The organism is Brevundimonas sp. 1080 (assembly GCF_040545985.1).
Classification (GTDB): Bacteria; Pseudomonadota; Alphaproteobacteria; order Caulobacterales; family Caulobacteraceae; genus Brevundimonas.
Genome location: NZ_JBEPMW010000001.1, coordinates 371,500 through 392,945, shown reverse-complemented (window position 1 = coordinate 392,945; position 21,446 = coordinate 371,500). Strand labels below are relative to the sequence as shown.

Here is a 21,446-nt window from a genome sequence, read left to right as displayed (position 1 = left end):
GTCATGCCCGCCCTGACCGCCCTGGCGCCGGCCAAGATCAATCTGTTCTTGCACGTCGGGGCGGTGGACGCTGACGGCTATCATCCGCTGTCCAGCCTGGTCGCGTTCGCCGACGTCGGGGATCGCGTGTCGGTCGAGCCGGCGGATCGTCTGTCGCTGACGGTCGACGGGCCTTTCGGCGGCGGGCTGGGCGCGACGGACGACAACTTGATCCTGCGCGCCCTGCGTCAGTTGGGCGAGGCCTGCGGCATCGGAGCGCCGAAACTGAAGGTCACGCTGGACAAGCGCCTGCCCATCGCGGCGGGGCTGGGCGGCGGATCGTCCGATGCGGGCGCGGCGCTGAAACTGGCGCGCGACGTCCTGGCGCTCGATCTCAGTGACGCCGCGCTTGAGGCGGTCGCGGGCGTCGTCGGCGCGGACGGGCCTATGTGTCTTCGGATGCGCACGGCCTGGGCCGAGGGGAGGGGAGACGTGCTGACCGACGAACACTGCCTGCCGCCCCTGCCGGCCGTCCTGTTCAACCCCGGCGTCCCCTCGCCGACCGGCGCCGTCTATCGGGCCTATGACGCAGGGCCGGTGCGAGCGGCCGACAGACCCGCGCCGCCTCGGGACTGGTCCATCGCCGCCGTCATCGAATGGCTGTCGGCCCAGCGCAACGATCTTGAAGCGCCGGCGCTGGCCCTGACGCCGGCGATCGGCGCAGCCCTGTCGGCGGTGGCGGCGACCGACCAGATCGCCTTGACGCGAATGTCCGGCTCAGGCGCGACGGTGTTCGGTTTGTATCCCAGCGACCACGCGGCCCAATACGCTGCGCGCGCTCTGTCCGCTGCACATCCCGAGGGCTGGGTCAAAGCAACACAGCTGTCCGTACAGCAACGCTGAAGCTTTGTGGCCGAATACCGGCGATCAGACTGCGAAACCGGCGATTTCGCCCAGGTCTCGCCCAGATCATCACAAACGTTACGCATTGTTTCGAAATCTCGGAACCCAATTACGGCGTTCTGATTTGAGTCGGCAGTTCCGATGTCTGGAACGGGTCGCTGTCTCCCCCGTGGCGATCCTCAAACAGGAAAAAGGAAATCGCCATGCTTCGTGCAAAACTGCTTGCCGCCACCGCCGTCGTCAGCCTGATGGCCGCCCCCGCATTCGCCCAGGACATGACCGCCCCGGCGACCACGACGACGCCCGCCCCGGCGACCATGCCGCAAACAGATCCGGCAATGCCGGCCATGCCGCAGACGTCGGCGCCGACGGCTGAAGCCGCCGCGACTACGACCACGACCGCTGAGGCGACCACGCCTGTCGCCGGCGAAACCGTCGTCGACAAGCTGAAGGCCAGCGGTCAGTTCACCACCCTGTTGGCCGCGCTGGACGCCGCCCAGTTGACCGATACCCTGGCCAGCCGCCCGGCCATCTCGATCTTCGCCCCGACCGACGCCGCCTTCGCCGCCGTGCCGGAGGCTGAGCGGACGCGTCTGATGGACCCGGCCAACGCCGCCGAACTGCGCCAGCTGTTGCTGTATCACGTCATCGTCGCCGACGTGACGCCCGACCAGATCATGGGCAAGAAGGGCGGCGTGGAGACGGCCGCCGAGAGCCAGGTCCTGCTGGACGGCACGGGTTCGGCCATCAAGGCTGACGGCGCAACCGTCGTCAGCGCCGAGCTGGACGCCTCGAACGGCGCCATCTTCCCGATCGACAAGGTCCTGAACCCGGCGAACTCCATGGCCGCCATGGGCGATGAAGAGGCCGCCGCGCCCGCCGGGGCCGCCGCTCCGGCCGAAGCTGTTCCGGCCGAAGCTGCTCCGGCCGCCGAATCGACCCCGGCCCCGACGGCGCCGAACGGTCAGCCCGCCGCGATGACGACGACCACCTCCTCGTCGCCGGTCGTCAACCCGACCGATGGTCAGGTCGACACCCCCGCCACCCCGCCGGTCGATGCGGCTGATCCCGCCGCCGACGGCGCGGCCGAAGCCAAGCCGACCCCTAACTGATCAGGGTCATCCACGCGCTCCCTCGGTAGCGTGTTGAAGCGGAAGGCGGCGGGCCCTATGGTCCGCCGTCTTTTTTTCAGCCCCTCCCCACGAGCCCGATTTGACCACCTCGACCGAGCCGCTCGCGTTTCAGGACCTGATCCTGACGCTCCACCGCTATTGGGGCGAGCAGGGCTGCGCCATCCTGCAGCCCTATGACATCGAGGTGGGGGCTGGCACGCTGCACCCCGCCACCGTCCTGCGCGCGCTCGGCTCCAAGCCGTGGAAGGCCGCCTACGTTCAGCCCAGCCGCCGCCCCGGCGACGGCCGCTATGGTGAAAACCCCAATCGCCTCCAACACTATTACCAATACCAGGTCATCCTGAAGCCGAACCCGGACAACCTTCAGGAGCTGTATCTGGGGTCGCTGGCGGCCATCGGCATCGATCCGAAACTGCACGACATCCGCTTCGTCGAGGACGACTGGGAAAACCCCACCGTCGGCGCCTGGGGTCTGGGCTGGGAGGTCTGGTGCGACGGGATGGAGGTGACGCAGTTCACCTATTTTCAGGGCGTCGGCGGCATCGAAGTCGATGTGGTGTCGGGCGAGCTGACCTACGGGCTGGAGCGTCTGGCCATGTACGTCCAGGGCGTGGACAACGTCTACGATCTGAAGTTCACCAAGGAGGGCCTGACCTATGGCGAGGTCTTCCTAGAGAACGAGCGCCAGCAGTCGGAAGCCAACTTCCACGGCTATGACGTCGACGGTCTGAAGCGCCGGTTCGAGGATATGGTGGGCGAGGTTCAGCGCCTGCTCGACATGCGCGGGCCGCAGGATCAGCCGCTGGTCCTGCCCGCCTACGACCAGGTTCTGAAGGCCAGTCACCTGTTCAACCTGATGGACGCCCGCGGCGCCATCGCCGTGGCCGAACGCCAGAGCTACATCGGCCGCATCCGCGAACTCTGCAAAGCCTGCGCCCTCGCCTATGTCGAACAAGAGCGGAAAACCGCCTGATGCCCCAACTTCTTCTCGAAATCTTCTCTGAAGAAATCCCCGCCCGGATGCAGCAGGGGGCCGCGCGCGACCTTGAGCGTATGGTCTCCGACCGCCTGAAGGCCGCCGGCCTGACGTGGGAGGCGCTGACGGCCTATGCCGGTCCGCGCCGCCTGACCTTGGTGATCGACGGCTTGCCCACGGCCACGCCGGACCGCGAGGAAGAGGTCAAGGGCCCGCGCGCCTCGGCCCCGGAACAGGCGCTGGAAGGCTTCCTGCGCAAGACCGGCCTGACGCGCGATCAACTGACCGAGCGCGACGGCGTCCTGTTCGCCGTCCTGTCGTCCAAGGGCCGCGCCACGACCGATCTGGTCGCCGAGACGGTCGATCAGGTCGTCCGCACCTTCCCCTGGCCCAAGTCGATGCGCTGGGGGTCCGGCACGCTGCGCTGGGTGCGTCCGATCAAGCGCATCCTGTGCCTGTTCGACGGCAAGGTGGTCCCGTTCGAGATCGACGGGATTCAGAGCGACGCGATCACCGAGGGGCACCGCTTCCTGGGATCCGGCGAGCTGCTGCGCGTCAGCGACTTCGTCGACTATCGCACCCAACTGGAAAAGAATTTCGTCCTGCTGGACGTCGCCGACCGCAAGCTACGCATTCTGGAACAGGCCAAGGCCGCCTGCGCCGCGCGCGGCCTGGCCCTTGTCGATGACGACGGCCTGCTGGACGAGGTGGCGGGTCTGGCGGAATGGCCGACCCCGATCCTGGGCGACATGGATCCGCAGTTCCTGGCCCTGCCGCCGGAAGTCGTGCGCCTGTCGATGAAGGTGCACCAGAAGTATTTCGCCGTCCGCGATCCGTCCAATAATGGCCTCGCGCCCAACTTCTTGGTCGTCGCAAACGTCGAGGCGACCGACGGGGGCAAGGCCCTGGCCGCCGGCAACAGCCGCGTGTTGAGCGCCCGCCTGAACGACGCGCGCTTCTTCTGGGACGAGGACCAGAAGGTCGGCTTCGACGCCTGGAACGCCAAACTGTCCGGCGTCACCTTCCACGCCAAACTGGGCACCCTGGCCGAGCGGGTCGAGCGCATCGCCGCCCTGGCGCGCGAGATCGCGCCGCTGGTCGACGCCGACGCCGACGAGGCCGAAACCGCCGCCCGCCTGTCAAAGGCCGACCTGCTGTCAGGCATGGTCAGCGAGTTCCCGGAACTGCAGGGGATCATGGGCGGCTACTACGCCCGTCTCGCCGGCCATTCCGACGCGATCGCCGACGCCGTTCGCGACCACTACAAGCCGCAAGGCCCCGCCGACACGGTCCCGACCGCGCCCGTCACTGTCGCCGTCGCCCTGGCCGACAAGCTGGACACCCTGGTCGGCTTCTTCGCCATCGATGAAAAGCCTACGGGCTCGAAGGACCCGTTCGCGCTGCGCCGGGCGGCGCTGGGCATCCTTCGGCTGATCTTGAACAATGAAATCCGTCTTGGCTTGACGAACGACGCGTTCGCACCCGCGACCGCATTGATCACCAAGCAGGGCAAGGTCGAACGTCAAGTCGACAGGCTTTCTTTGTCGTCAGAGCTGGCGTCCTTCTTCGCCGACCGCCTGACTGTCCTCCTCCGCGACCAAGGCCAGCGCCACGACCTCGTCGCCGCCGTCTTCGCTCTGGGCGATGACGATCTCGTTCGCATCGTGCGGCGGGTGGAGGCGCTGGCCGCCTTCCTCGCCACGGACGACGGGGCCAATCTGCTGGCCGGCTACAAGCGCGCCTCCAACATCTTGCGCGCCGAGGAGAAGAAGGGACCGCTGCCGACCGGCATGGTTCAGACCGGCAGAGCAAACCAGCCCGAGGCCGAGACCACCCTGGCCTTCGCCGTCGGTGCCGCCCGCACCGCGGTCGAGGCCGCGCTGCAGACCGAGGACTTCGCCGCCGCCATGACGGCCCTGGCGCGCCTGCGCGCGCCGGTGGACCGCTTCTTCGACGACGTTATGGTCAACTCCGACATCCCCACAGAACGCGAGAACCGGCTGAAACTGCTGGGCCAGGTCCGCGACGTGATGGGCCAGGTCGCCGATTTCGGCCAGATCGCGGGGTAGGGCAGAACCCCTCCGTCTCTCCGCTGCGCTCCGAGCCACCTCCCCATGGAATGGGGAGGAGACGGAACTTCGCCGCATCGTCTCCTCCCCACGCGTGGGGAGGGGGACCGCGTAGCGGTGGAGGGGCTCTTAGCCCCGGGTTCGGTCTCTCGCCCTGTCGGCGATGAAATCGAGCACGTCACCTAAGTCCACCCGCACCTGCTCGGCCGAGACGCGGATGACGGCAATGCCCTGGGTCGCAAGCCAGCGCGTGCGTCGGGCGTCGTGTTCGCCTCGGCCTTCGTGGCTTTCGCCATCCACCTCGACGGCCAGCATCGCCTCGGCGCAATAGAAGTCGAGCACATAGACGCCCGCTGGATGCTGACGTCGGAATTTCAGACCGTCCAGCGTGCGGCGGCGCAGGTGGACCCACAGTCGGGCTTCGGGCGGGGTCAGGGCGCGGCGCAGGATGCGGGCGCGCGAGACGGAGCCTTCGTGCGTCAAGAACCCCTCCACCGCTTCGCGGTCCCCCTCCTCATTTCATGGGGAGGAGACGATGACGTCAAGGTTGTGCGCGCACGTCGACTGGAAACCGCACACCCCCTCACGCATTGTTACATCCGCAATGGTCAAGGCCGCTCTCACGCGCTAGATCATGCTGCATGTGCGAGCGGGGCCAACCCGCCGGACGATCCGAAAAGCTCAGGGACTGCATGATGACTCAGTGGGTGTACGGCTTCGGCGGAGGCTCCGCCGACGGCGACGCGTCGATGAAGAACCTTCTTGGCGGCAAGGGCGCCAATCTGGCGGAAATGTCGTCGCTGGGTCTGCCGGTTCCCCCGGGCTTCACCGTCACCACTGAGGTCTGCACCCACTATTACGCCAACAACGAGACCTATCCGGCCGATCTGGACGCCCAGGTCCAGGCCGCCTTGGCCAAGGTCGAGGGCGTGGTCGGCAAGACCTTCGGCGATGTCGATAACCCGCTGCTGGTGTCGGTGCGGTCGGGCGCGCGGGCGTCCATGCCGGGTATGATGGACACGGTGCTTAACCTGGGCCTGAACGACCAGACGGTCGAAGGCTTGGCCAAGCTGTCGGGCGACCGTCGCTTCGCCTTCGACAGCTATCGCCGCTTCATCACCATGTATTCCAACGTCGTGCTGGGCCTCAGCCACGACGATTTCGAAGAGGTGCTGGACCAGCACAAGGATCGCCTGGGCGTCACGGTCGATACCGACCTGACCGCCGCCGACTGGGAGAAGGTGGTCGCCGACTACAAGGCCGTGGTCGAGCGCGAACTGGGTCACGCCTTCCCGCAGGATCCCAAGGACCAGCTGTGGGGCGCCGTGGGCGCCGTGTTCGAAAGCTGGATGAACGACCGGGCGAAATTCTATCGCCGCATGCACGACATTCCCGAAAGTTGGGGCACGGCCGTCAACGTCCAGTCGATGGTGTTCGGCAATATGGGCGAGACCTCGGCGACCGGCGTGGCCTTCACCCGCAACCCCTCGACCGGCGAGGCGCGCCTGTACGGCGAGTTCCTGATCAACGCCCAGGGCGAGGACGTGGTCGCCGGCATCCGCACGCCGCAGTCCCTGACCAAGATCGGCCGCGAGGAGATGGGCGAGACCGCCCCCTCGATGGAAGAGGCCATGCCTGAGGTGTTCGCCCAGTTCGTCGACGTCGTCGGCAAGCTGGAAAGCCACTACCGCGACATGCAGGACATCGAGTTCACGGTCGAACAGGGCCGTCTGTGGATGCTGCAGACCCGCAACGGCAAGCGCACCGCCAAGTCGGCGTTGAAGGTCGCCGTGGACCTCGCCGCCGAGGGCGTGATCTCTCAGGAAGAGGCCATCAGTCGGGTCGAGCCGTCGGCGCTGGACCAGCTGCTGCACCCGACGCTGGACCCCGATGCGGCGCGCACCGTGGTCGCCGCCGGCCTGCCGGCCTCGCCCGGCGCCGCGACCGGCAAGATCGTCTTCGACGCCGACGAGGCCGAGCGCATGTCGGGTCTGGGCGAAGCGGTCATCCTGGTGCGCGAAGAGACCAGCCCCGAAGACATCCACGGCATGCATGCGGCGCGCGGTATCGTCACCGCCCGCGGGGGCATGACCAGCCACGCCGCCGTCGTGGCGCGCGGCATGGGCCGGGCCTGCGTCTCCGGCGCCGGCGAGATCCACATCGACGAGGCCAAGGGCACCTTCACCGCGCGCGGCCGCACCTTCAAGGCCGGCGAGGTCATCACCATCGACGGCTCCAAGGGCGAGGTGCTGGACGGCGCCGTGCCGATGATCGAGCCGGAACTGACCGGCGACTTCCAGACCCTGATGGGTTGGGCCGACAAGGTGCGCCGCCTGAAGGTTCGCGCCAACGCCGAGACCCCGCTGGACGCCAAGACCGCGCGCGGCTTCGGCGCCGAGGGCATCGGCCTGTGCCGGACCGAGCACATGTTCTTCGACGACACCCGGATCGCCGCCGTGCGCGAGATGATCCTGGCCGACGACGAAAAGGGCCGTCGCGCGGCCTTGGCCAAGATCGCGCCGTTCCAGAAGTCGGACTTCGTCGAACTGTTCGAGATCATGGCCGGCCTGCCGGTGACGGTGCGCCTGCTGGACCCGCCGCTGCACGAGTTCATCCCCCACACCGAGGAAGACATCGACGCCCTGGCTGCTTCGTCCGGCATCGACGCCGAGAAGCTGAAGCGTCGCGCCAAGGAGCTGCACGAGACCAACCCCATGCTGGGCCACCGCGGTTGCCGGCTGGGCGTCGCCTATCCCGAAATCTACGAGATGCAGGTCCGCGCCATCATCGAGGCGGCGCTGGAGGTCAAGCAGAAGTCGGGCGCCGCGCCCCTGCCGGAGATCATGCACCCGCTAGTCGCCCTGGGCCTGGAGATGAAATATCTGCGCGAACTGACCGACCGCACGGCCAAGGCCGTGTTCGAGGAGACGGGCCAGAGCATCGACTATCTGGTCGGCACGATGATCGAACTGCCGCGCGCCGCCATCCGCGCCGGCGACCTGGCCGAATACGCCCAGTTCTTCAGCTTCGGCACCAACGACCTGACCCAGACGACGTTCGGCATTTCGCGCGACGATTCCGGCCGGTTCCTTCAGGCCTATCTGGACAAGGGCATCTTCGAGACCGATCCCTTCGTACGGCTGGACCAGGACGGCGTGGGCGGCCTGATCGAGATCGCCGCCGAGCGCGGGCGCAAGGTCCGGCCCGAGGTCAAGCTGGGCATCTGCGGCGAACATGGCGGCGACCCGTCGTCGATCGCCTTCTGCGAACAGGCCGGGCTGGATTACGTCTCCTGCTCGCCCTACCGCGTGCCGATCGCCCGTCTGGCGGCGGCCCAGGCTGCCCTGAACGTGGAGCGCGAGAAGGACCGCTAGGTCTTCTCAGCCGGACGAACCCAAGAGGGCGGTCTCGGTCGAGGCCGCCCTTTTTGCTGCGGCGCCACAAAGTCGCCAATCTTGACGGAACGCTGTATGTGTCCCGGCATCCACAGGCATTCGTCGTGTTTTCGGGCATCTGGAACAGATGACGCTGTGACCTATTTAAGCACTCGCTGGATGGGGCTGATGATCGGCTCGGTCATCACATCTAGGAGTTAATAAGAAACAATGCGTAACATTCTTCTCGCTGCTGTCGCCGTTTCCGCAATCGCCGCTCCGGCCTTTGCTCAAATCAATCCTGAGCCGCGTGGTTACGGCTCGCTGGGCTACACTCATCTTGAAGGCGACAATGCAACGACGGGCGCTGTCACCGGTCGTCTTGGCGTCAACCTCAACCGTTACATCGCTGTGGAAACTGAAGCCTCGGTCGGCGTGAAGCATGACGACTTCACCGTCGCGGGCGTCGATGGCGAGATCAAACACGAGTGGGACGCCGCCGGCTACGTGGTCGGCAAGGTGCCGGTCTCTGACAAGCTGGAACTGTTCGCACGCGGCGGCTACGGCCACACCGAGCTGAAGCAGAAGTTCCCGGGCGCGAACACCGACGTGGGCGGCGACAGCTGGAACTACGGCGCGGGCGCCAACTACTATCTGGACGGCGTCAACGGCGTGCGCGCCGACTGGACCCGTCGCGACTACCGCGACAACGGTGGTGAAGCCGACGCCTATTCGGTCAGCTACATCCGTCGCTTCTGATCTGATCGATCAGTCCTAACGACGAAGGCGCGCTCCGCAGGGAGCGCGCCTTTTTCGTTCAGGACAGTGAAATCAGCCGAAGTCGCCGGCCAGGGCCCAACGCTGCGAGCCTTCGCCGAACGGGCGAACGAACCAGTCGCGATAGTATTCAAAGGTTTCGATGATCTTTTGTCGAAGATCGGGCGGGTTGACCGCCTCGCCACGCTGGCGCTTCATCGCCGCCACGCAATCGACCACCATGTTCTGATGCGCCGAGCCACCCATGCTCTTCAACACGGTGGCGATATCATGAGCCAAGCTTTCCAGGACCTGCTTGGGCGTCTTGTGAGCCATCTGGGACATCCCCTGTTCTCGACAGGAGAATGCGTGACAAAAAGTCGTGAAAGATTCAAGCGTGGCCGGGCGAGAATCATCATGGATGCGAATTAACCTGACATAACGCGGGTCGCACGGTTTGGTTCTCTCAAGGGAGAAAACCATGACGAATTTCGATCCGGCGGCCGCGACGGCCCTATGGCTGGCGACCTTGTCGCCCCAGGAAACGGCCCGCGCGATCGCCTATACCCACGGCTCGCATTGGCTGATCCTGTGGAGCTTCCTGGTCTCGGCCCTGGTCGCCTGGATCATCGTGCGCACCGGCCTGCTGGTCGCGATCCGCAGCCGGATCGAACGTCGCCGTCGTCGGCCGATCCTGGCCAGTTTCGCCGTCGCCCTGGTCTATTCGGCCATGAGCTGGGCGCTGACCCTGCCGTGGGCGATCTATCAGGGCTGGTGGCGAGAGAAACAGTACGGACTGACCAGCCAGGCCCTGGGCGGCTGGCTGGGCGAGGCTGTGATCGGCGCAGCCATCTCGGTCGTGGCGACCGCGCTGCTGCTGGTGGCCATCTATGCCCTGATCCGGCGTGCGCGTCGGTTCTGGTGGGCCTGGGCGACCGGCGTGACGGCGGCCTTCATCGTCATCGGCCTGGTGCTCGCGCCCCTGGTGATCGAGCCGATCTTCAACACCTATACGCCCGCGCCGAACGGGCCGGTGCGCGACGCCGTCGTGACCCTCGCCAAACAGACGGGTACGCCGTCGGACAAGATCTTCATCTACAACGGCTCCAAACAGTCCGATCGCTACACCGCCAATGTCTCGGGCCTGTTCGGTACGGCGCGGGTGGCGATGAGCGACACCATGTTCAAACAGGGCGCGGATCTGGCCGAGGTGCGCGGCGTGGTCGGCCACGAGATGGGCCACTATGTCCGGGCGCACATTCTCTGGACCGTCGGCATTCTGGTCCTCCTGTCGGTGCTGGCCTTCTGGCTGACCGACCGGCTGTATCCGGTGGCGCATCGTCTGCTGAAGGCGGATCGCGTAGGCGACATCGCCGACCCTGCGGATCTGCCGGTCCTGGCCCTGGTGCTGGCTTTCCTGGGCGTGCTGGGCACCCCGGTCTTCGCCACCATGACCCGCACGATGGAGGAGGACGCCGACCACTTCTCGCTGGTTCACGCCAATGCGCCGGACGGCCTGTCCAAGGCCCTGATCAAGACCGCCGAATACCGCGCCCCGTCGCCGTCGGCGATCGAGGAGTTCCTGTTCTACGATCACCCCAGCGTGGAGAACCGCATCCGCCGCGCCATGGAATGGAAGGCGACGCATCCCGCCCAAGCCTCGGCAGGGCAACCGACGCGTCGCTAGGGCATTGAAGGCTTCGCCATTCCAAGCGGAGCCTTCGCCCCATGATCGACCTTTATCGCGGCCTCGGCCTGGGCGTTCCGGCCCTGATGGACATCGCGCCCCTGATCGCGCGGGTCGTGGTCGGAGGAATGTTCTTCCTGTCCGGCTTCTACAAGCTGTTCACCCCGGCCCAGGCCGAGAAGATGAGCAAGACGATGGTCGAAGCCGGCATCGCCGCCCCTCGCCAGACCGCGAAGTTCGTCTCGGTGTGCGAGTTCGCCTTCGGCGCCCTGCTGATCATGGGCCTGTTCACCAGCCTGGCGGCCTTGGTGCTGCTGATCATCAGCCTGGTCGCCCTGGTGACCGTGGCGTCAAAGTCGGTGGAGGGGACCAGCCTCGGCTATCGCCTCTCCAGCTATTTCGATCTGCCCGAGACCCTGCTGATGGTCATTCTGATCTGGCTGATCGCCAATGGACCGGGGCTGTGGAGCCTGGACTTCGTCCTGTTTCTGCCCCGGCTTTAGGGCTTCAGGCGGCGCGCTTCCTGACGAACACCGTCCCGGCCGAATAGCCGGCGCCGAAGCTGCAGATCAGGCCCGTATCGCCCGCCTCGAACCCGTCGTTGTGCAGGTGGAAGGCGATGATCGACCCGGCCGAGGAGGTGTTGGCGTATTCGTCCAGGATGATGACGTTCTCATCCGCCGAGGGTTCGCGACCCAGCACCTTCTTGCCGATCATCGTGTTCATGTTGATGTTGGCCTGGTGCAGCCAAAGCCGCTTTAGCTCGTGCGGATCCAGGCCCAGTTCGCCGGCGTGATTCACGATCATGTCCGACACCATCGGCACCACGTCGCGGAAGACCTTGCGGCCCTGTTGGATGAAAAGCTTGTCGTTCTGGACGCTGTCGTCGGCTTCGGGGCTGTCCAGATGCGCGGTGTCGCGCGCGTTTCGGTTCAAGAAGCCGAAGTTGTTGCGGATGTTGTTCGAGAAGGTCGTCTTCAGCCGCGTGCCCAGCACGTCCCAGCCGCCGGGTCCCGCCGTATCCGACGACTCCACGATCACCGCCGTCGCCACATCGCCGAAGATGAAATGGCTGTCGCGATCGGTGAAGTTCAGGTGGGCCGAACAGACCTCCGGATTGACCATCAGCACCGCCTTGACCGAGCCGCCGGCGATGAAATCCGCCGCCGTCTTGATGCCGAAGGTCGCCGAGCTGCACGCCACATTCATGTCGAAGGCGAAGCCCTCGATGCCCAGGGCCTGCTGAACCTCGATGGCCATGGCCGGATAGGCGCGCTGCATGTTCGACGCGGCGCACAGGACGGCGCCGATTTCCGAAACCGGCTTGCCCCAGGCCTCGATCGCCTGACGCGCGGCCTTGACCGCCATCTCGGCCAGGATCGAGATTTCGTCGTTGGAGCGTTCGGCCAGGTTCGGCGCCATCCGCTCGGGGTCGATGATCCCGGCCTTGTCCAGCACGAACCGGCTCTTGATGCCGGAGGCCTTTTCGATGAACTCGGGCGAGGAGTGCGACTTGGCCTCCAGCTCGCCGGCTTCGATCTGGGCGGCGTGGCGGGCGTTCCAGCCGTCGGCCCAGGTGTTGTAGCTGTCGACCAGTTCGGCGTTGGAGACCGATTGTTCAGGGGTGAAGAGGCCGGTTGAGGCGATGACGGCGTGGGTCACTTTGGTTTTGTTCCTATCGCTCGGCCCTTGGGGCCTCGCTGCTTGAGGACAGTCCGTTTCCTATCAGAACGCGTCAATAGGACGGCGGCGGCCTGCGGTCGAGACTGGCGATGATCCCGGCGGCCCAGCGCTGCACCTGACCACGCGGCGCCTTGGGCGTCGGCTGGTCGCGCGCGGCGATCAGCCGGTCCACCAGATCCTCGGCCTCGCAGGGCCAGCCCTCGGGCGTGACATACAGGGGATAGGCGATCAGGGCGGCGTGGACCAGGTTATCGACCCCGGCGCGGCGGCTGCGGCGCTCGAACGCCAGCCGATCGTCGGTCAGTCCCCATCCGGCATAGAAGGGCCGGCCATAGACCGACACCGCCTTGCCCCGCATCAGGGCCTCGAAGCCCGTCAGGGAGGTCAGGGTCGCCACCCGGCGACAGGCGTTCAGACAGTCCACGATATCCAGCCCGTCGCCCACGGCATCGACTGAGGCCATGGCCCCGGCGTCCAGCCGCCCCGGCCGGTTGCCCGCCAGCACGTCGGGGTGATTGCGATAGACCAGAAAGGCGTCCGGATGATCGCGCCGCGCCGCCTCCACCAGGGCCGAGTTGGTGTTTAGATCGGGCGCACAACCCAGCAAAATCGACTTGTCGTTCTCGACTTGGCCGACGACCAGCAGGATGTCGCGATCAACGGGCCAATCCGTCGGCGCCTGGCCCCGCAAATTGTATTTCGACAGGCCGGCATCGACCACGCGCGTTCGCAGGGCGGCGGCCCGCGCCAACTGCATCGGCGACAGGTCCGAGGTCTCGATCAGGGTTTCCAGCCGCGAGGGCCGCGACGGATCGTAATAGACTCCCTGATCGTCCAGGGCGACCGACAGGGCCCCGACGAAATCGGACCCCAGGCCCCGCGAACGGATGAAGCCGTCCTCCATCCGCACGGTCGGGCCGCTAAAAGCCGCCGCCGCCTGACGCGTCGCCTCGCTCTCCTTGCCCGCCCACCAGATCAGCCGCCCATCGGTCGCCTTGGCATGGGCGGCGGCGCGCGAGGGCGACATGAAATAGCGCATCGACGCCTTGGGCGAGTTCAGCAGGCGACACACCGGCGGACGCTTGGCCGGCGCGAACCCCACCGCCGACCACGAGCCCGCCAGACGGTCGGCGCGGTCACGAAGGGCGATCAACCGCTCCAGCGCCTGTTCGGCCTCGCACCTGTCTCCCGTCACCGGATCGACATAGCGGCTGTAGGCGATCAGGGCGGCGGCGGCGACCTGTTCGATCGACCGCGCGACGCCGCGCCGCCCCGTCTCGACCGCATCGGTTGTCAGACCCCAGCCGGAATAGAAGGGGGCCCCGAAACACCGCACCGGCAGGCCGCGTAACAGCGCCTCGAACCCCAAGGCCGAGGTGACGCAATAGACCGCATCCACCGCCGCCAGAAGGTCGGCGGGCCGCACATCCGTATCGACCAGGGTGACGCCGACCAGGTCCGTCACGCAGCCGCGCTTTCGCCCCGCCGCCACCGCTGGATGGCGTTTGACGATCAGCTGGGCGTCCGGTTCGTCGCGCCGGGCGGCGGCGATCATCTCGTCGAAGCTCTGGGCCGTCGCGAGGCCACAGGCGATCGACGCGTCGCCGAACGTCTGGTCCACGATCAGCACGCGCCGACCAGGCTTCAGCACACCCGGATCCAGCGGCCCGCCCATATTGGTTTTGGACACGCCCGAAGCCACGATCCGGTCGATCAGACCGCGCGCCCTCCCGATCATGGCCGCGTCGCACCAGTCGTCCGCCGTCTGGATCAGTTGCTCCAATCGACTGGGCCGCGTCGCATCATAATAGACGCCCAGACCATCGACGATCAGGCTGAGGCTCGTCGCGCCCGCCTCGCCGATGCCGACGGAACGCAAAAACCCGTCCTCCAGCGCCACATAGGGTCGCCCGTTCCGCTCGGCCCACCGTCGCCCCGCCGCCGCCGTCGGCTTCATCCCCCAGCCCAGCACCGCCTGCACGTCCTTGCCCGGCAACCGACGCAGATCGTAGTCGGCCAGAAACACGTCGAGGAAAGGCACCTTCAGCACGCCGGGCGCACAGACCCAGGCCGGGATTTTCAAAGGCGTGTCGGAGGGTAGGGGCAAGGCGGGTCCGCTGAGGTTCGACGCGAGCTTTAGGGCGGTTGCGTCGACGCGACTAGGCCCCATCCACCCGCGCCAGAAAGGTCTTCGCCTGCTCCAGATGCAGCCGCTCGACCATCGCCCCGTTCACGCGGATCGCGCCCCGCCCCTCGGCCTCTGGCGCATCGAAGGCGGCGACGATCGCTCGCGCATCGGCGATCTCGGCTTCGGACGGCGAGAAGGCGGCGTTGGCGGCCGCGATCTGCGACGGGTGGATCAGGCTCTTGCCGTCGAATCCGTACAGTCGCCCTTGCAGTGCCTCGGCCGCCAGGCCTTCGGCATCGTCGATCCGGTTGAACACCCCGTCGATGGCCAGCAAGCCATTGGCCCGCGCGGCGGCGACCAGCATCGCCAGCCACGGCTTGAACGGTTCGCGATCCGGCGACGCCCCCGTCCCCAACGCCTTGGCGAGGTCGTTGACCCCCAGCATCAGCCCGTCCAGCGCCCCATCCGACGTGGCGATGTCGGCCAGGGCCATCAGCGCGCGCGGCGTCTCGATCATCGCCCACAGGGCGCAACCCTTGGCCAGGCCGGCGGACAGGGCGTGCACGGCTTGCGGCGTCTCCACCTTGGGTGCGACGACCAGCGTGGCCCCCGCCGCCTTCATCGCCGCCAGATCGTCCAACCCCCAGTCGGTGTCCAGCCCATTGATCCGCACGCCCAGGCGCGGCCCAAACCCGCCGTCCCGAACCGCCGCGACGGCGGCGTCGCGGGCGTCAGCCTTGGCCTCTGGCGCCACGGCGTCTTCCAGGTCCAGCACGGCGACATCGCAATCCAGCGTCCGCGCCTTCTCGATCGCCCGTGCATTGGAGGCCGGCAGATAAAGGACGCTGCGGACCCGGTCGCTTCGCATCAGACGCGGCCCGTCACGGGGATCAGGGCGCCGGTCATGGCCCGGCTCTCGGGCGAGGCCAGGAACAGGATCACCGCCGCCAGATCGGCCGGCGCGACCCAGGTCGCCGGATCGGCGTCGGGCATGTCCTTGCGGTTCGCCGGCGTGTCGATAATCGACGGCAGGACGGCGTTGACCGTCACCTTTGTCGTCTTCAACTCCTCCGCCAGTGCCTGGGTCAGGGCGTGGACCCCGGCCTTGGCCGCCCCATAGGCCCCCATGCCGGCCCCGGCCTTCAACGCGGCGGCCGAGCCGACATTGACGATCCGACCCTCGGGCGAGGCCTTCAGCGCATCCAGCGCCGCGCGGCTGGCGTTGACGGCGGTCGTGATGTTCAGCGCATGCATCCGGTCCCAGGCCGGTTCCGCATCGTCGGTCGTCTGCCAGACGAAGCCGCCGGCGATGTTCAGCAGGGCGTCCAGCCGCCCGAACCGGGCGATCACGGCATCGACGGCCTTCTGCGCCTGGCCAGCGTCCGTCAGATCGACCCCGCCGACTTCCAGCACGCCGTCGGGCACGGCATGGCCCGAGGCATGGTCGATGACAGCGACCTGCCAGCCGCCTTTCAGCGCCGCCTCCAGCACCGCCCGGCCCAGGACGCCGTGTCCGCCCGTGATTGCGACTGTCCGCTGCATCATCCGATCCTCCATGTCGCCGGGGACCATAGAGCCGGCTGCGCCCGGATCAACCGGCCCCGATCAAGCGTCGGCGAACACCTTCGCCATCAGCCGCTCAAGGGCCTCCTGATCGTCCGTGTCGAAGGCGGCCGGCGTCGTCGCATCCACGTCGAACACTGCGATCAGAGCGCCGGATGCGTCGCGCACGGGCACCACGATCTCGCTGGCCGAACGGCTGTCGCAGGCGATGTGGCCGGGGAAGGCGTGCACGTCCTCGACCAACTGCGTCTGGCCCGTCGCCGCCGCCGCGCCGCACACCCCGCGCCCGAACGCGATGCGCAGGCACCCCAGCGTCCCCTGATACGGCCCGACCACCAGTTCGTCCGCCTTGTCCGGCGCCACGACATAGAAGCCGGTCCAGAAATAGTGCTCGAACGCGTCAGCCAGCATCGACGCCACCGTCGCCATTCGCGCCGTCACATTCGGCTCGCCGTCCAGCACGGCCAGGACTTCCGCCTCGACCTCCAGATAGCGCGCCGCCTTGTCGGCGGGACGATCGGTGCGGGCGACATAGGCCATGGAAAAACTCCGGAGCAGAACAGGCTGGCGATATAGGCGAGCGACCGGCCGAAGGGGAGGGGCGCCGTCAATCGCCGCCGCCTGGCCGGGAACGCTTCCATGCGCCCCCGTGTTGGCGCTGGGAGACAACGACGGAGGCTCGCGTGACATCCACCCCTTCACGATCGCTCAGCCTGATCGCCGCCCTGATGCTGTCGGCCGCCGCGGCCGCCTGCGGTCAGGACGCCGGCGCGCCTGGGCCAGCTGACACGACGCAGACCCCCGCGCCGTCCGCGCCAGAGCCGACAGCACCGCCCCCGGAACCGGCCAAGAACGGCGCAAGCCTTGCTCCCTCGTCGTCGACATCCGCGACGCCGACGGCGTCGCGCAAGTCCTGCTATCTCTCGGTCGACGGCAAGGTTCTGCTCGACGAGCCCTGCCTCGTCTATCCGTTCGGCGACGGCGGCTACACGATGAACGCCTGGTCCGAGGGCAAGCCCAAGAACTCCCATTTCGCCGTCGTGGTCCTCATGGCCGACGGCACGGCCGACGCCAACTGGAACGCCGACCCCGACGACGACAAGGCCGGCGATCCGCTTGGAACGGTCCGCCTGGACGGCGACTGCTGGACGAATGACCGCGCGCGCATCTGCGTGCGGTGACCCTCGTTTCGAAGCCCGTGGCCCGCCTTCATATCCAGTGACAGCGGGCGGCGTTGTTGAGAAGGCGGGCGGATTCGAAGATCAGGTGATCGGCGGACAGGGGCTTGGGTATGACGACGTCGGCGCCGGCGCGTGAGGCCAGATCGCGATGGTTGGACGAGGCGTTGGCGGTCAGCATGGCGATCGGCAGCCTGTTGACCTCGCGCTGCTGTTCGCCTCTGCGGATGCTGCGGATGGCCTCGACGCCGTCCATGACCGGCATCTGCATGTCCATCATGATCAGGTCGTAGGCGTGCGCTGACCACAGATCGACGGCTTCCTGGCCGTTTTCGGCGACATCGATCTGACAGCCGAAGCCGCTGAGGAGCGCCTGGACGACCTGCTGGTTGACGAGATTGTCCTCCGCCAGAAGAATCCGCGCGCCATAGAGTCGATCCAGCTCTTCCGCATGGCTTTCACTTTCGCTTTTGATCTCGCCGCTGAGATCCATCGGCAAGTCGAGAACGAAGAGGGTTCCCCGACCCGGCTTTGAACGCACCCTGAGGCCGCCGCTCATCAGCTCCGCCAGACGACGACTGATGGATAGGCCAAGGCCCGTGCCGCCGAACCGCCGCGAGATGGAGTCGTCGGCCTGGCTGAACGGCGAGAACAGCAGTTTGGCCGTCGATCGATCAAAGCCCATGCCGGTATCGGCGACGCGGATGCGAAGACGCCCGGACGGCTTAGAGTAGCGCCCATCGACCAGCACCTGGCCGACTGCAGTGAACTTGATGGCGTTGGAGACCAGGTTCAGCACGATCTGACGCAGGCGGGCCGCGTCGCCCAAGAGATGGGGCGGAAGACCGTCGAACCGGGAGATCAGCTGAAGTCCCTTTTCGCTGGCAAGCGGCTGCATCAGATCGACCGCGCCGGAGATGGTGTCGGACGGCGCAAAGGGTTCGTTGACCAGGTTCATCTCGCCGGCCTGGATTTTGGACAGGTCGAGCACATCGTCCAGAATGCGCCTCAGCGTCTCGCCGGACTTGATGATCAGATCGACCTTCTGACGCGCATCGTCGGGCAGGTCGGCGCCTGACAGGGACTGCGCCAAGCCCAGGACGCCGTTCAACGGTGTGCGAACCTCATGGCTCATCGTCGCGAGGAAGGTGTCGCGCAGAGCCGCGGCGCGTTCGGCGACGAGCCGCGCTTCCGAAAGGGCCTCCAGAGCCAGCACATGTTCGGTCACCTCGAAACGGATGGCCGTGTAGGACGCCGGGCCCTCGGGACCGCTGAGCGCCGGCACGATGGTCGTGTCGACCCAGTAGAGGGTGCCGTCCTTGCGACGGTTCCGCAACGTGCCGGTCCACACCTTGCCGCTGCGGATCGTGCGATACAGATCCTGGAAGAAGGCCTTGGAATGCAGGCCGGAGTTCACGATCCGATGGGTTGAGCCGATCAACTCCTCTCGGCTGTAGCCGCTGACCGCCACGAACTTCTCGTTGCAGTCGGTGATGACCCCATGTCGATCGGTCGTCACCAGAATAGCCGCGACTTCGAGCGCTCTTCGAAGCTCGGCATCGAGCGCGCCTCCCGTGCTCATCCCCAGCGATCGTGTCGCCGTGACTGGGTGGGCGGGATGTCTTCTGACCGACGCCATCGGCTCTTTCCGGTTGTTGCCTCACCCACTCTGTTCCCAAAGGCTTGCGCGGCAATCTAAGATTGCGCCGGGATGGAATGATTTCCTTCTGGATGCGCTGTTAGGGGTTCGGTAGCCCTAAGGGTTGACCTTCGTCTATCTTGCAGGTTGCGGCCAATCCTGGCACACCGGACCTATGGGTGTTCGGGGGACGATGGATGAGTTCACCGTGCGGGAGTTCGATGATCCCGCGATGGCGCTCTATGCGCTTGACACCGCCTTACTCGAACTCGATCGCCAGCTTGATCGCGTCCTGCGCGCCGATGGTCAAAGCAATGCCGCCGTCCGCGCCTTGAGCCTGATCGCCGGCGAGGGCCGTCGCGGTGTCAAACAATGCGCTCTGGGATCGACGCTTCAGGCGCCGCCGGCCTCGCTGTCGCGTCTGGTTGATCATCTGGTTCGCGCCGATCTCGTCAAGCGTTCGCCCCATCCGAACGACCGGCGTGTCACCATGCTGGAAATCACCGAGGCAGGCCGCGCCGTTCTGGACGATCGGCGGTCGCAATACGGTCGTCTGGCCGGACTGTTGACCAGCGAGGGTCTGAAGACCGCCGCTCAGCTGATCCCGCTGCTGCAGGCCATGGCGAAGGACGTCGGTCACGCCGCGACCTGACGTCAGACCGGCACAAACAATGCTTCCGCTGTGAAACAGTCTACAGGCTGAAGAGACTTCAACCGGCCCTTAGATCGAACCTCGTCCAACTGACCGCCATGCAAGGGGGCCGTCATGTCGGACGCAATGAATCTGGACCAAAGACTTCGCTTCTTGAAGCTGGACAAGGCCGCGAGGTCCCGTCTTTCTGACGCCAGACCCGTGATCGAGGCGGCGCTTCAGCCCAGCCTTGAAGCCTTTTACGCCCAGGTTCGCGCGACGCCGGACGTGGCCCGCTTCTTCGGCGCGGAAAGCCAGATCGCGGGGGCGAAGGACGCCCAGGCGCGACACTGGGGCTTGATCGCCTCGGGCGCCTTTGATCCGGCCTATGTCGAGGGCGTGCGCCGCATCGGCCAGACCCACGCCCGGATCGGCCTGGAGCCGCGCTGGTATATCGGCGGCTACGCCCTGGTCCTGGAAGGGCTGATCGAGGCGATCGTCACATCCCACGCCAAGACGCGGTCGCTGTTTTCGAAGCGCGACGACGGCAAGGCTCTGTCCGCGACGCTGGCCAGCGTCGTGAAGGCCGCCATGCTCGACATGGATTTCGTCATTTCGCTGTATCTGGAAGCCGCCGAGACCAAGCGCCTGGAGGCGGACCAGAAGCGCGCAGAGGCCGAGGCCGAACAGACGCGGGTGGTGGAGGATACGGCGGCGGCTCTGGCAGCTCTGGCGCAGGGCGACCTGCGAACCCGCATCGCGTCCGACTTCACCGGCGGCTATGCGCGCCTGAAGACCGACTTTAACACCGCCATGCAGCGTCTGGACGACGCCATGGCCGAGATCGCCGGCAATACGGGCGCCATGCAGCTGGGCGCCGCCGAAATCAGCGAAGCCGCCGACGACCTGTCGCGGCGCACCGAGCATCAGGCGGCGACGCTGGAGGAAACGGCGGCCGCGCTGGACGAGATCACCGCCACGGTGAAGCGGGCGGCCGAGGGCGCCAGTCGCGCCGCCGCGGTCGTCGAAACCTCGCGTCAATCCGCCGAGCAGTCGCGCGAGGTGGTCAGCCGCGCCGTCGAGGCCATGACCGCGATCGAACAGTCGTCGTCGCAGATCAACCAGATCATCGGCGTCATCGACGAGATCGCCTTCCAAACCAACCTTCTGGCCTTGAACGCTGGCGTCGAGGCCGCGCGCGCGGGTGACGCGGGACGAGGGTTCGCCGTGGTGGCCTCCGAGGTTCGGGCCCTGGCGCAGCGCTCCGCCGAGGCGGCCAAGGAGATCAAGTCGCTGATCACCACCTCGTCCGTCCAGGTGAAGTCCGGCGTCACACTGGTCGCGGAAACGGGCGAGGCGCTGTCGTCCATTGTCAAGCGCGTCGCCGAAATCGACGAGCTGATGAACGAGATTACGGCCTCGACGCGCGAGCAGTCGACGGCGCTGGAAGAGGTCAATACCGCCGTCAACCAGATGGACCAGGTAACCCAGCAGAACGCCGCCATGGTCGAACAATCGACGGCGGCCAGCCACAGCCTGACCTCTGAAAGCCGTCAGTTGTCGGATCTGGTCCAGCGCTTCAGCCTGACACGCGAAGCCGCGCTGAGCAGCCGAGCCCTCGCCGCCCCGCCGCCGCGCAAGCCGAGCGCGCCCCGGCCTACGCGTCCGGCCGCCCTGCGATCCTCCGGCTCGGCCGCGCTGGCCGTCGTGGAGGAGGCGGATACGGCCGGCTGGGAGGAGTTCTGAA

At 66.8% G+C, this 21,446-nt stretch carries 19 protein-coding genes; 11 read left to right on the top strand and 8 right to left on the bottom strand.

The annotated features are described in order from the left end of the window. Positions 1 to 3 precede the first annotated feature (3 nt). From ABIC32_RS02010 to glyS, 4 genes are all read left to right on the top strand, one after another. Entirely contained in the window at positions 4 to 882 is an 879-nt protein-coding gene (locus ABIC32_RS02010; RefSeq protein ID WP_354071967.1) for a 4-(cytidine 5'-diphospho)-2-C-methyl-D-erythritol kinase, read from the top strand. Between the two features lie 203 nt (positions 883 to 1,085). After that, positions 1,086 to 1,994: a fasciclin domain-containing protein gene (locus ABIC32_RS02005; RefSeq protein WP_354071965.1), complete on the top strand. Its 909-nt coding sequence runs from the start codon at positions 1,086 to 1,088 to the stop codon at positions 1,992 to 1,994. 100 nt (positions 1,995 to 2,094) lie between these two features. Beyond that, positions 2,095 to 2,988 (top strand): glycine--tRNA ligase subunit alpha, encoded by an 894-nt coding sequence (locus ABIC32_RS02000; RefSeq protein ID WP_055805924.1) that lies wholly within the window; start codon positions 2,095 to 2,097, stop codon positions 2,986 to 2,988. Continuing rightward, complete coding sequence (gene glyS, locus ABIC32_RS01995; protein WP_354071962.1) at positions 2,988 to 5,060, top strand: glycine--tRNA ligase subunit beta; 2,073 nt, start codon at positions 2,988 to 2,990, stop codon at positions 5,058 to 5,060. Before ABIC32_RS02000 ends, glyS begins: the two co-directional genes overlap by 1 nt. A 129-nt stretch (positions 5,061 to 5,189) precedes the next feature. Here glyS and ABIC32_RS01990 read toward each other — a convergent pair whose 3' ends face one another. Then, positions 5,190 to 5,543 carry an endonuclease domain-containing protein gene (locus ABIC32_RS01990; protein ID WP_354071960.1) on the bottom strand — a complete coding sequence of 118 codons (354 nt, stop codon included), beginning with the start codon at positions 5,541 to 5,543 and terminating at the stop codon, positions 5,190 to 5,192. Positions 5,544 to 5,752: 209 nt separating this feature from the next. Here ABIC32_RS01990 and ppdK point away from each other — a divergent pair, with 209 nt between their 5' ends. After that, complete coding sequence (gene ppdK / locus ABIC32_RS01985; protein ID WP_088582332.1) at positions 5,753 to 8,434, top strand: pyruvate, phosphate dikinase; 2,682 nt, start codon at positions 5,753 to 5,755, stop codon at positions 8,432 to 8,434. A 231-nt stretch (positions 8,435 to 8,665) separates the two neighbouring features. Then, positions 8,666 to 9,193: a porin family protein gene (locus ABIC32_RS01980; protein WP_354071957.1), complete on the top strand. Its 528-nt coding sequence runs from the start codon at positions 8,666 to 8,668 to the stop codon at positions 9,191 to 9,193. A 72-nt stretch (positions 9,194 to 9,265) separates the two neighbouring features. Here ABIC32_RS01980 and ABIC32_RS01975 read toward each other — a convergent pair whose 3' ends face one another. After that, complete coding sequence (locus tag ABIC32_RS01975) at positions 9,266 to 9,535, bottom strand: hypothetical protein (protein WP_017504786.1); 270 nt, start codon at positions 9,533 to 9,535, stop codon at positions 9,266 to 9,268. Positions 9,536 to 9,671: 136 nt separating this feature from the next. On the opposite strand from ABIC32_RS01975, the gene ABIC32_RS01970 reads away from it, so the two are divergent. Further along, complete coding sequence (locus ABIC32_RS01970) at positions 9,672 to 10,877, top strand: M48 family metallopeptidase (protein WP_354071955.1); 1,206 nt, start codon at positions 9,672 to 9,674, stop codon at positions 10,875 to 10,877. Between the two features lie 41 nt (positions 10,878 to 10,918). Further along, positions 10,919 to 11,380, top strand: coding sequence for a DoxX family protein (locus ABIC32_RS01965; protein ID WP_055805915.1), 462 nt, complete (start codon positions 10,919 to 10,921; stop codon positions 11,378 to 11,380). Positions 11,381 to 11,384: 4 nt separating this feature from the next. Here ABIC32_RS01965 and ABIC32_RS01960 read toward each other — a convergent pair whose 3' ends face one another. The 5 genes from ABIC32_RS01960 to msrC all read right to left on the bottom strand — a co-directional run bounded on the left by ABIC32_RS01960 (position 11,385) and on the right by msrC (position 16,791). Then, the gene (locus ABIC32_RS01960) at positions 11,385 to 12,539 is read right to left on the bottom strand and encodes a beta-ketoacyl-ACP synthase III (RefSeq protein WP_354071953.1); all 1,155 of its coding nucleotides are present in this window, start codon (positions 12,537 to 12,539) and stop codon (positions 11,385 to 11,387) included. 73 nt (positions 12,540 to 12,612) lie between these two features. Next, entirely contained in the window at positions 12,613 to 14,667 is a 2,055-nt protein-coding gene (locus ABIC32_RS01955; RefSeq protein ID WP_354071951.1) for a capsule polysaccharide biogenesis protein, read from the bottom strand. A 52-nt stretch (positions 14,668 to 14,719) separates the two neighbouring features. Beyond that, positions 14,720 to 15,556, bottom strand: coding sequence for an HpcH/HpaI aldolase/citrate lyase family protein (locus ABIC32_RS01950; RefSeq protein ID WP_354071949.1), 837 nt, complete (start codon positions 15,554 to 15,556; stop codon positions 14,720 to 14,722). Beyond that, positions 15,556 to 16,233, bottom strand: a complete 678-nt coding sequence (locus ABIC32_RS01945; RefSeq protein WP_295241275.1) for an SDR family NAD(P)-dependent oxidoreductase — start codon at positions 16,231 to 16,233, stop codon at positions 15,556 to 15,558. The genes ABIC32_RS01950 and ABIC32_RS01945 overlap by 1 nt, the downstream gene beginning before the upstream one ends. Positions 16,234 to 16,293: 60 nt before the next feature. Next, positions 16,294 to 16,791 (bottom strand): free L-methionine (R)-S-oxide reductase MsrC, encoded by a 498-nt coding sequence (gene msrC, locus ABIC32_RS01940; protein WP_295241276.1) that lies wholly within the window; start codon positions 16,789 to 16,791, stop codon positions 16,294 to 16,296. Between the two features lie 143 nt (positions 16,792 to 16,934). On the opposite strand from msrC, the gene ABIC32_RS01935 reads away from it, so the two are divergent. Next, complete coding sequence (locus ABIC32_RS01935) at positions 16,935 to 17,432, top strand: hypothetical protein (protein WP_354071946.1); 498 nt, start codon at positions 16,935 to 16,937, stop codon at positions 17,430 to 17,432. Positions 17,433 to 17,460: 28 nt separating this feature from the next. On the opposite strand, the gene ABIC32_RS01930 is transcribed toward ABIC32_RS01935, so the two are convergent. Beyond that, on the bottom strand, positions 17,461 to 19,011 hold the full coding sequence (locus ABIC32_RS01930) for a PAS domain-containing hybrid sensor histidine kinase/response regulator (RefSeq protein ID WP_354071944.1): 1,551 nt from the start codon (positions 19,009 to 19,011) through the stop codon (positions 17,461 to 17,463). A 250-nt stretch (positions 19,012 to 19,261) separates the two neighbouring features. Between ABIC32_RS01930 and ABIC32_RS01925 the strand changes: the two genes are divergently transcribed. Then, complete coding sequence (locus ABIC32_RS01925) at positions 19,262 to 19,720, top strand: MarR family winged helix-turn-helix transcriptional regulator (RefSeq protein ID WP_055752987.1); 459 nt, start codon at positions 19,262 to 19,264, stop codon at positions 19,718 to 19,720. A 114-nt stretch (positions 19,721 to 19,834) separates the two neighbouring features. Further along, a complete protein-coding gene (locus tag ABIC32_RS01920) occupies positions 19,835 to 21,445 on the top strand; it encodes a methyl-accepting chemotaxis protein (RefSeq protein WP_354071941.1) in 1,611 nt (536 codons plus the stop codon). Position 21,446: the final 1 nt, after the last annotated feature.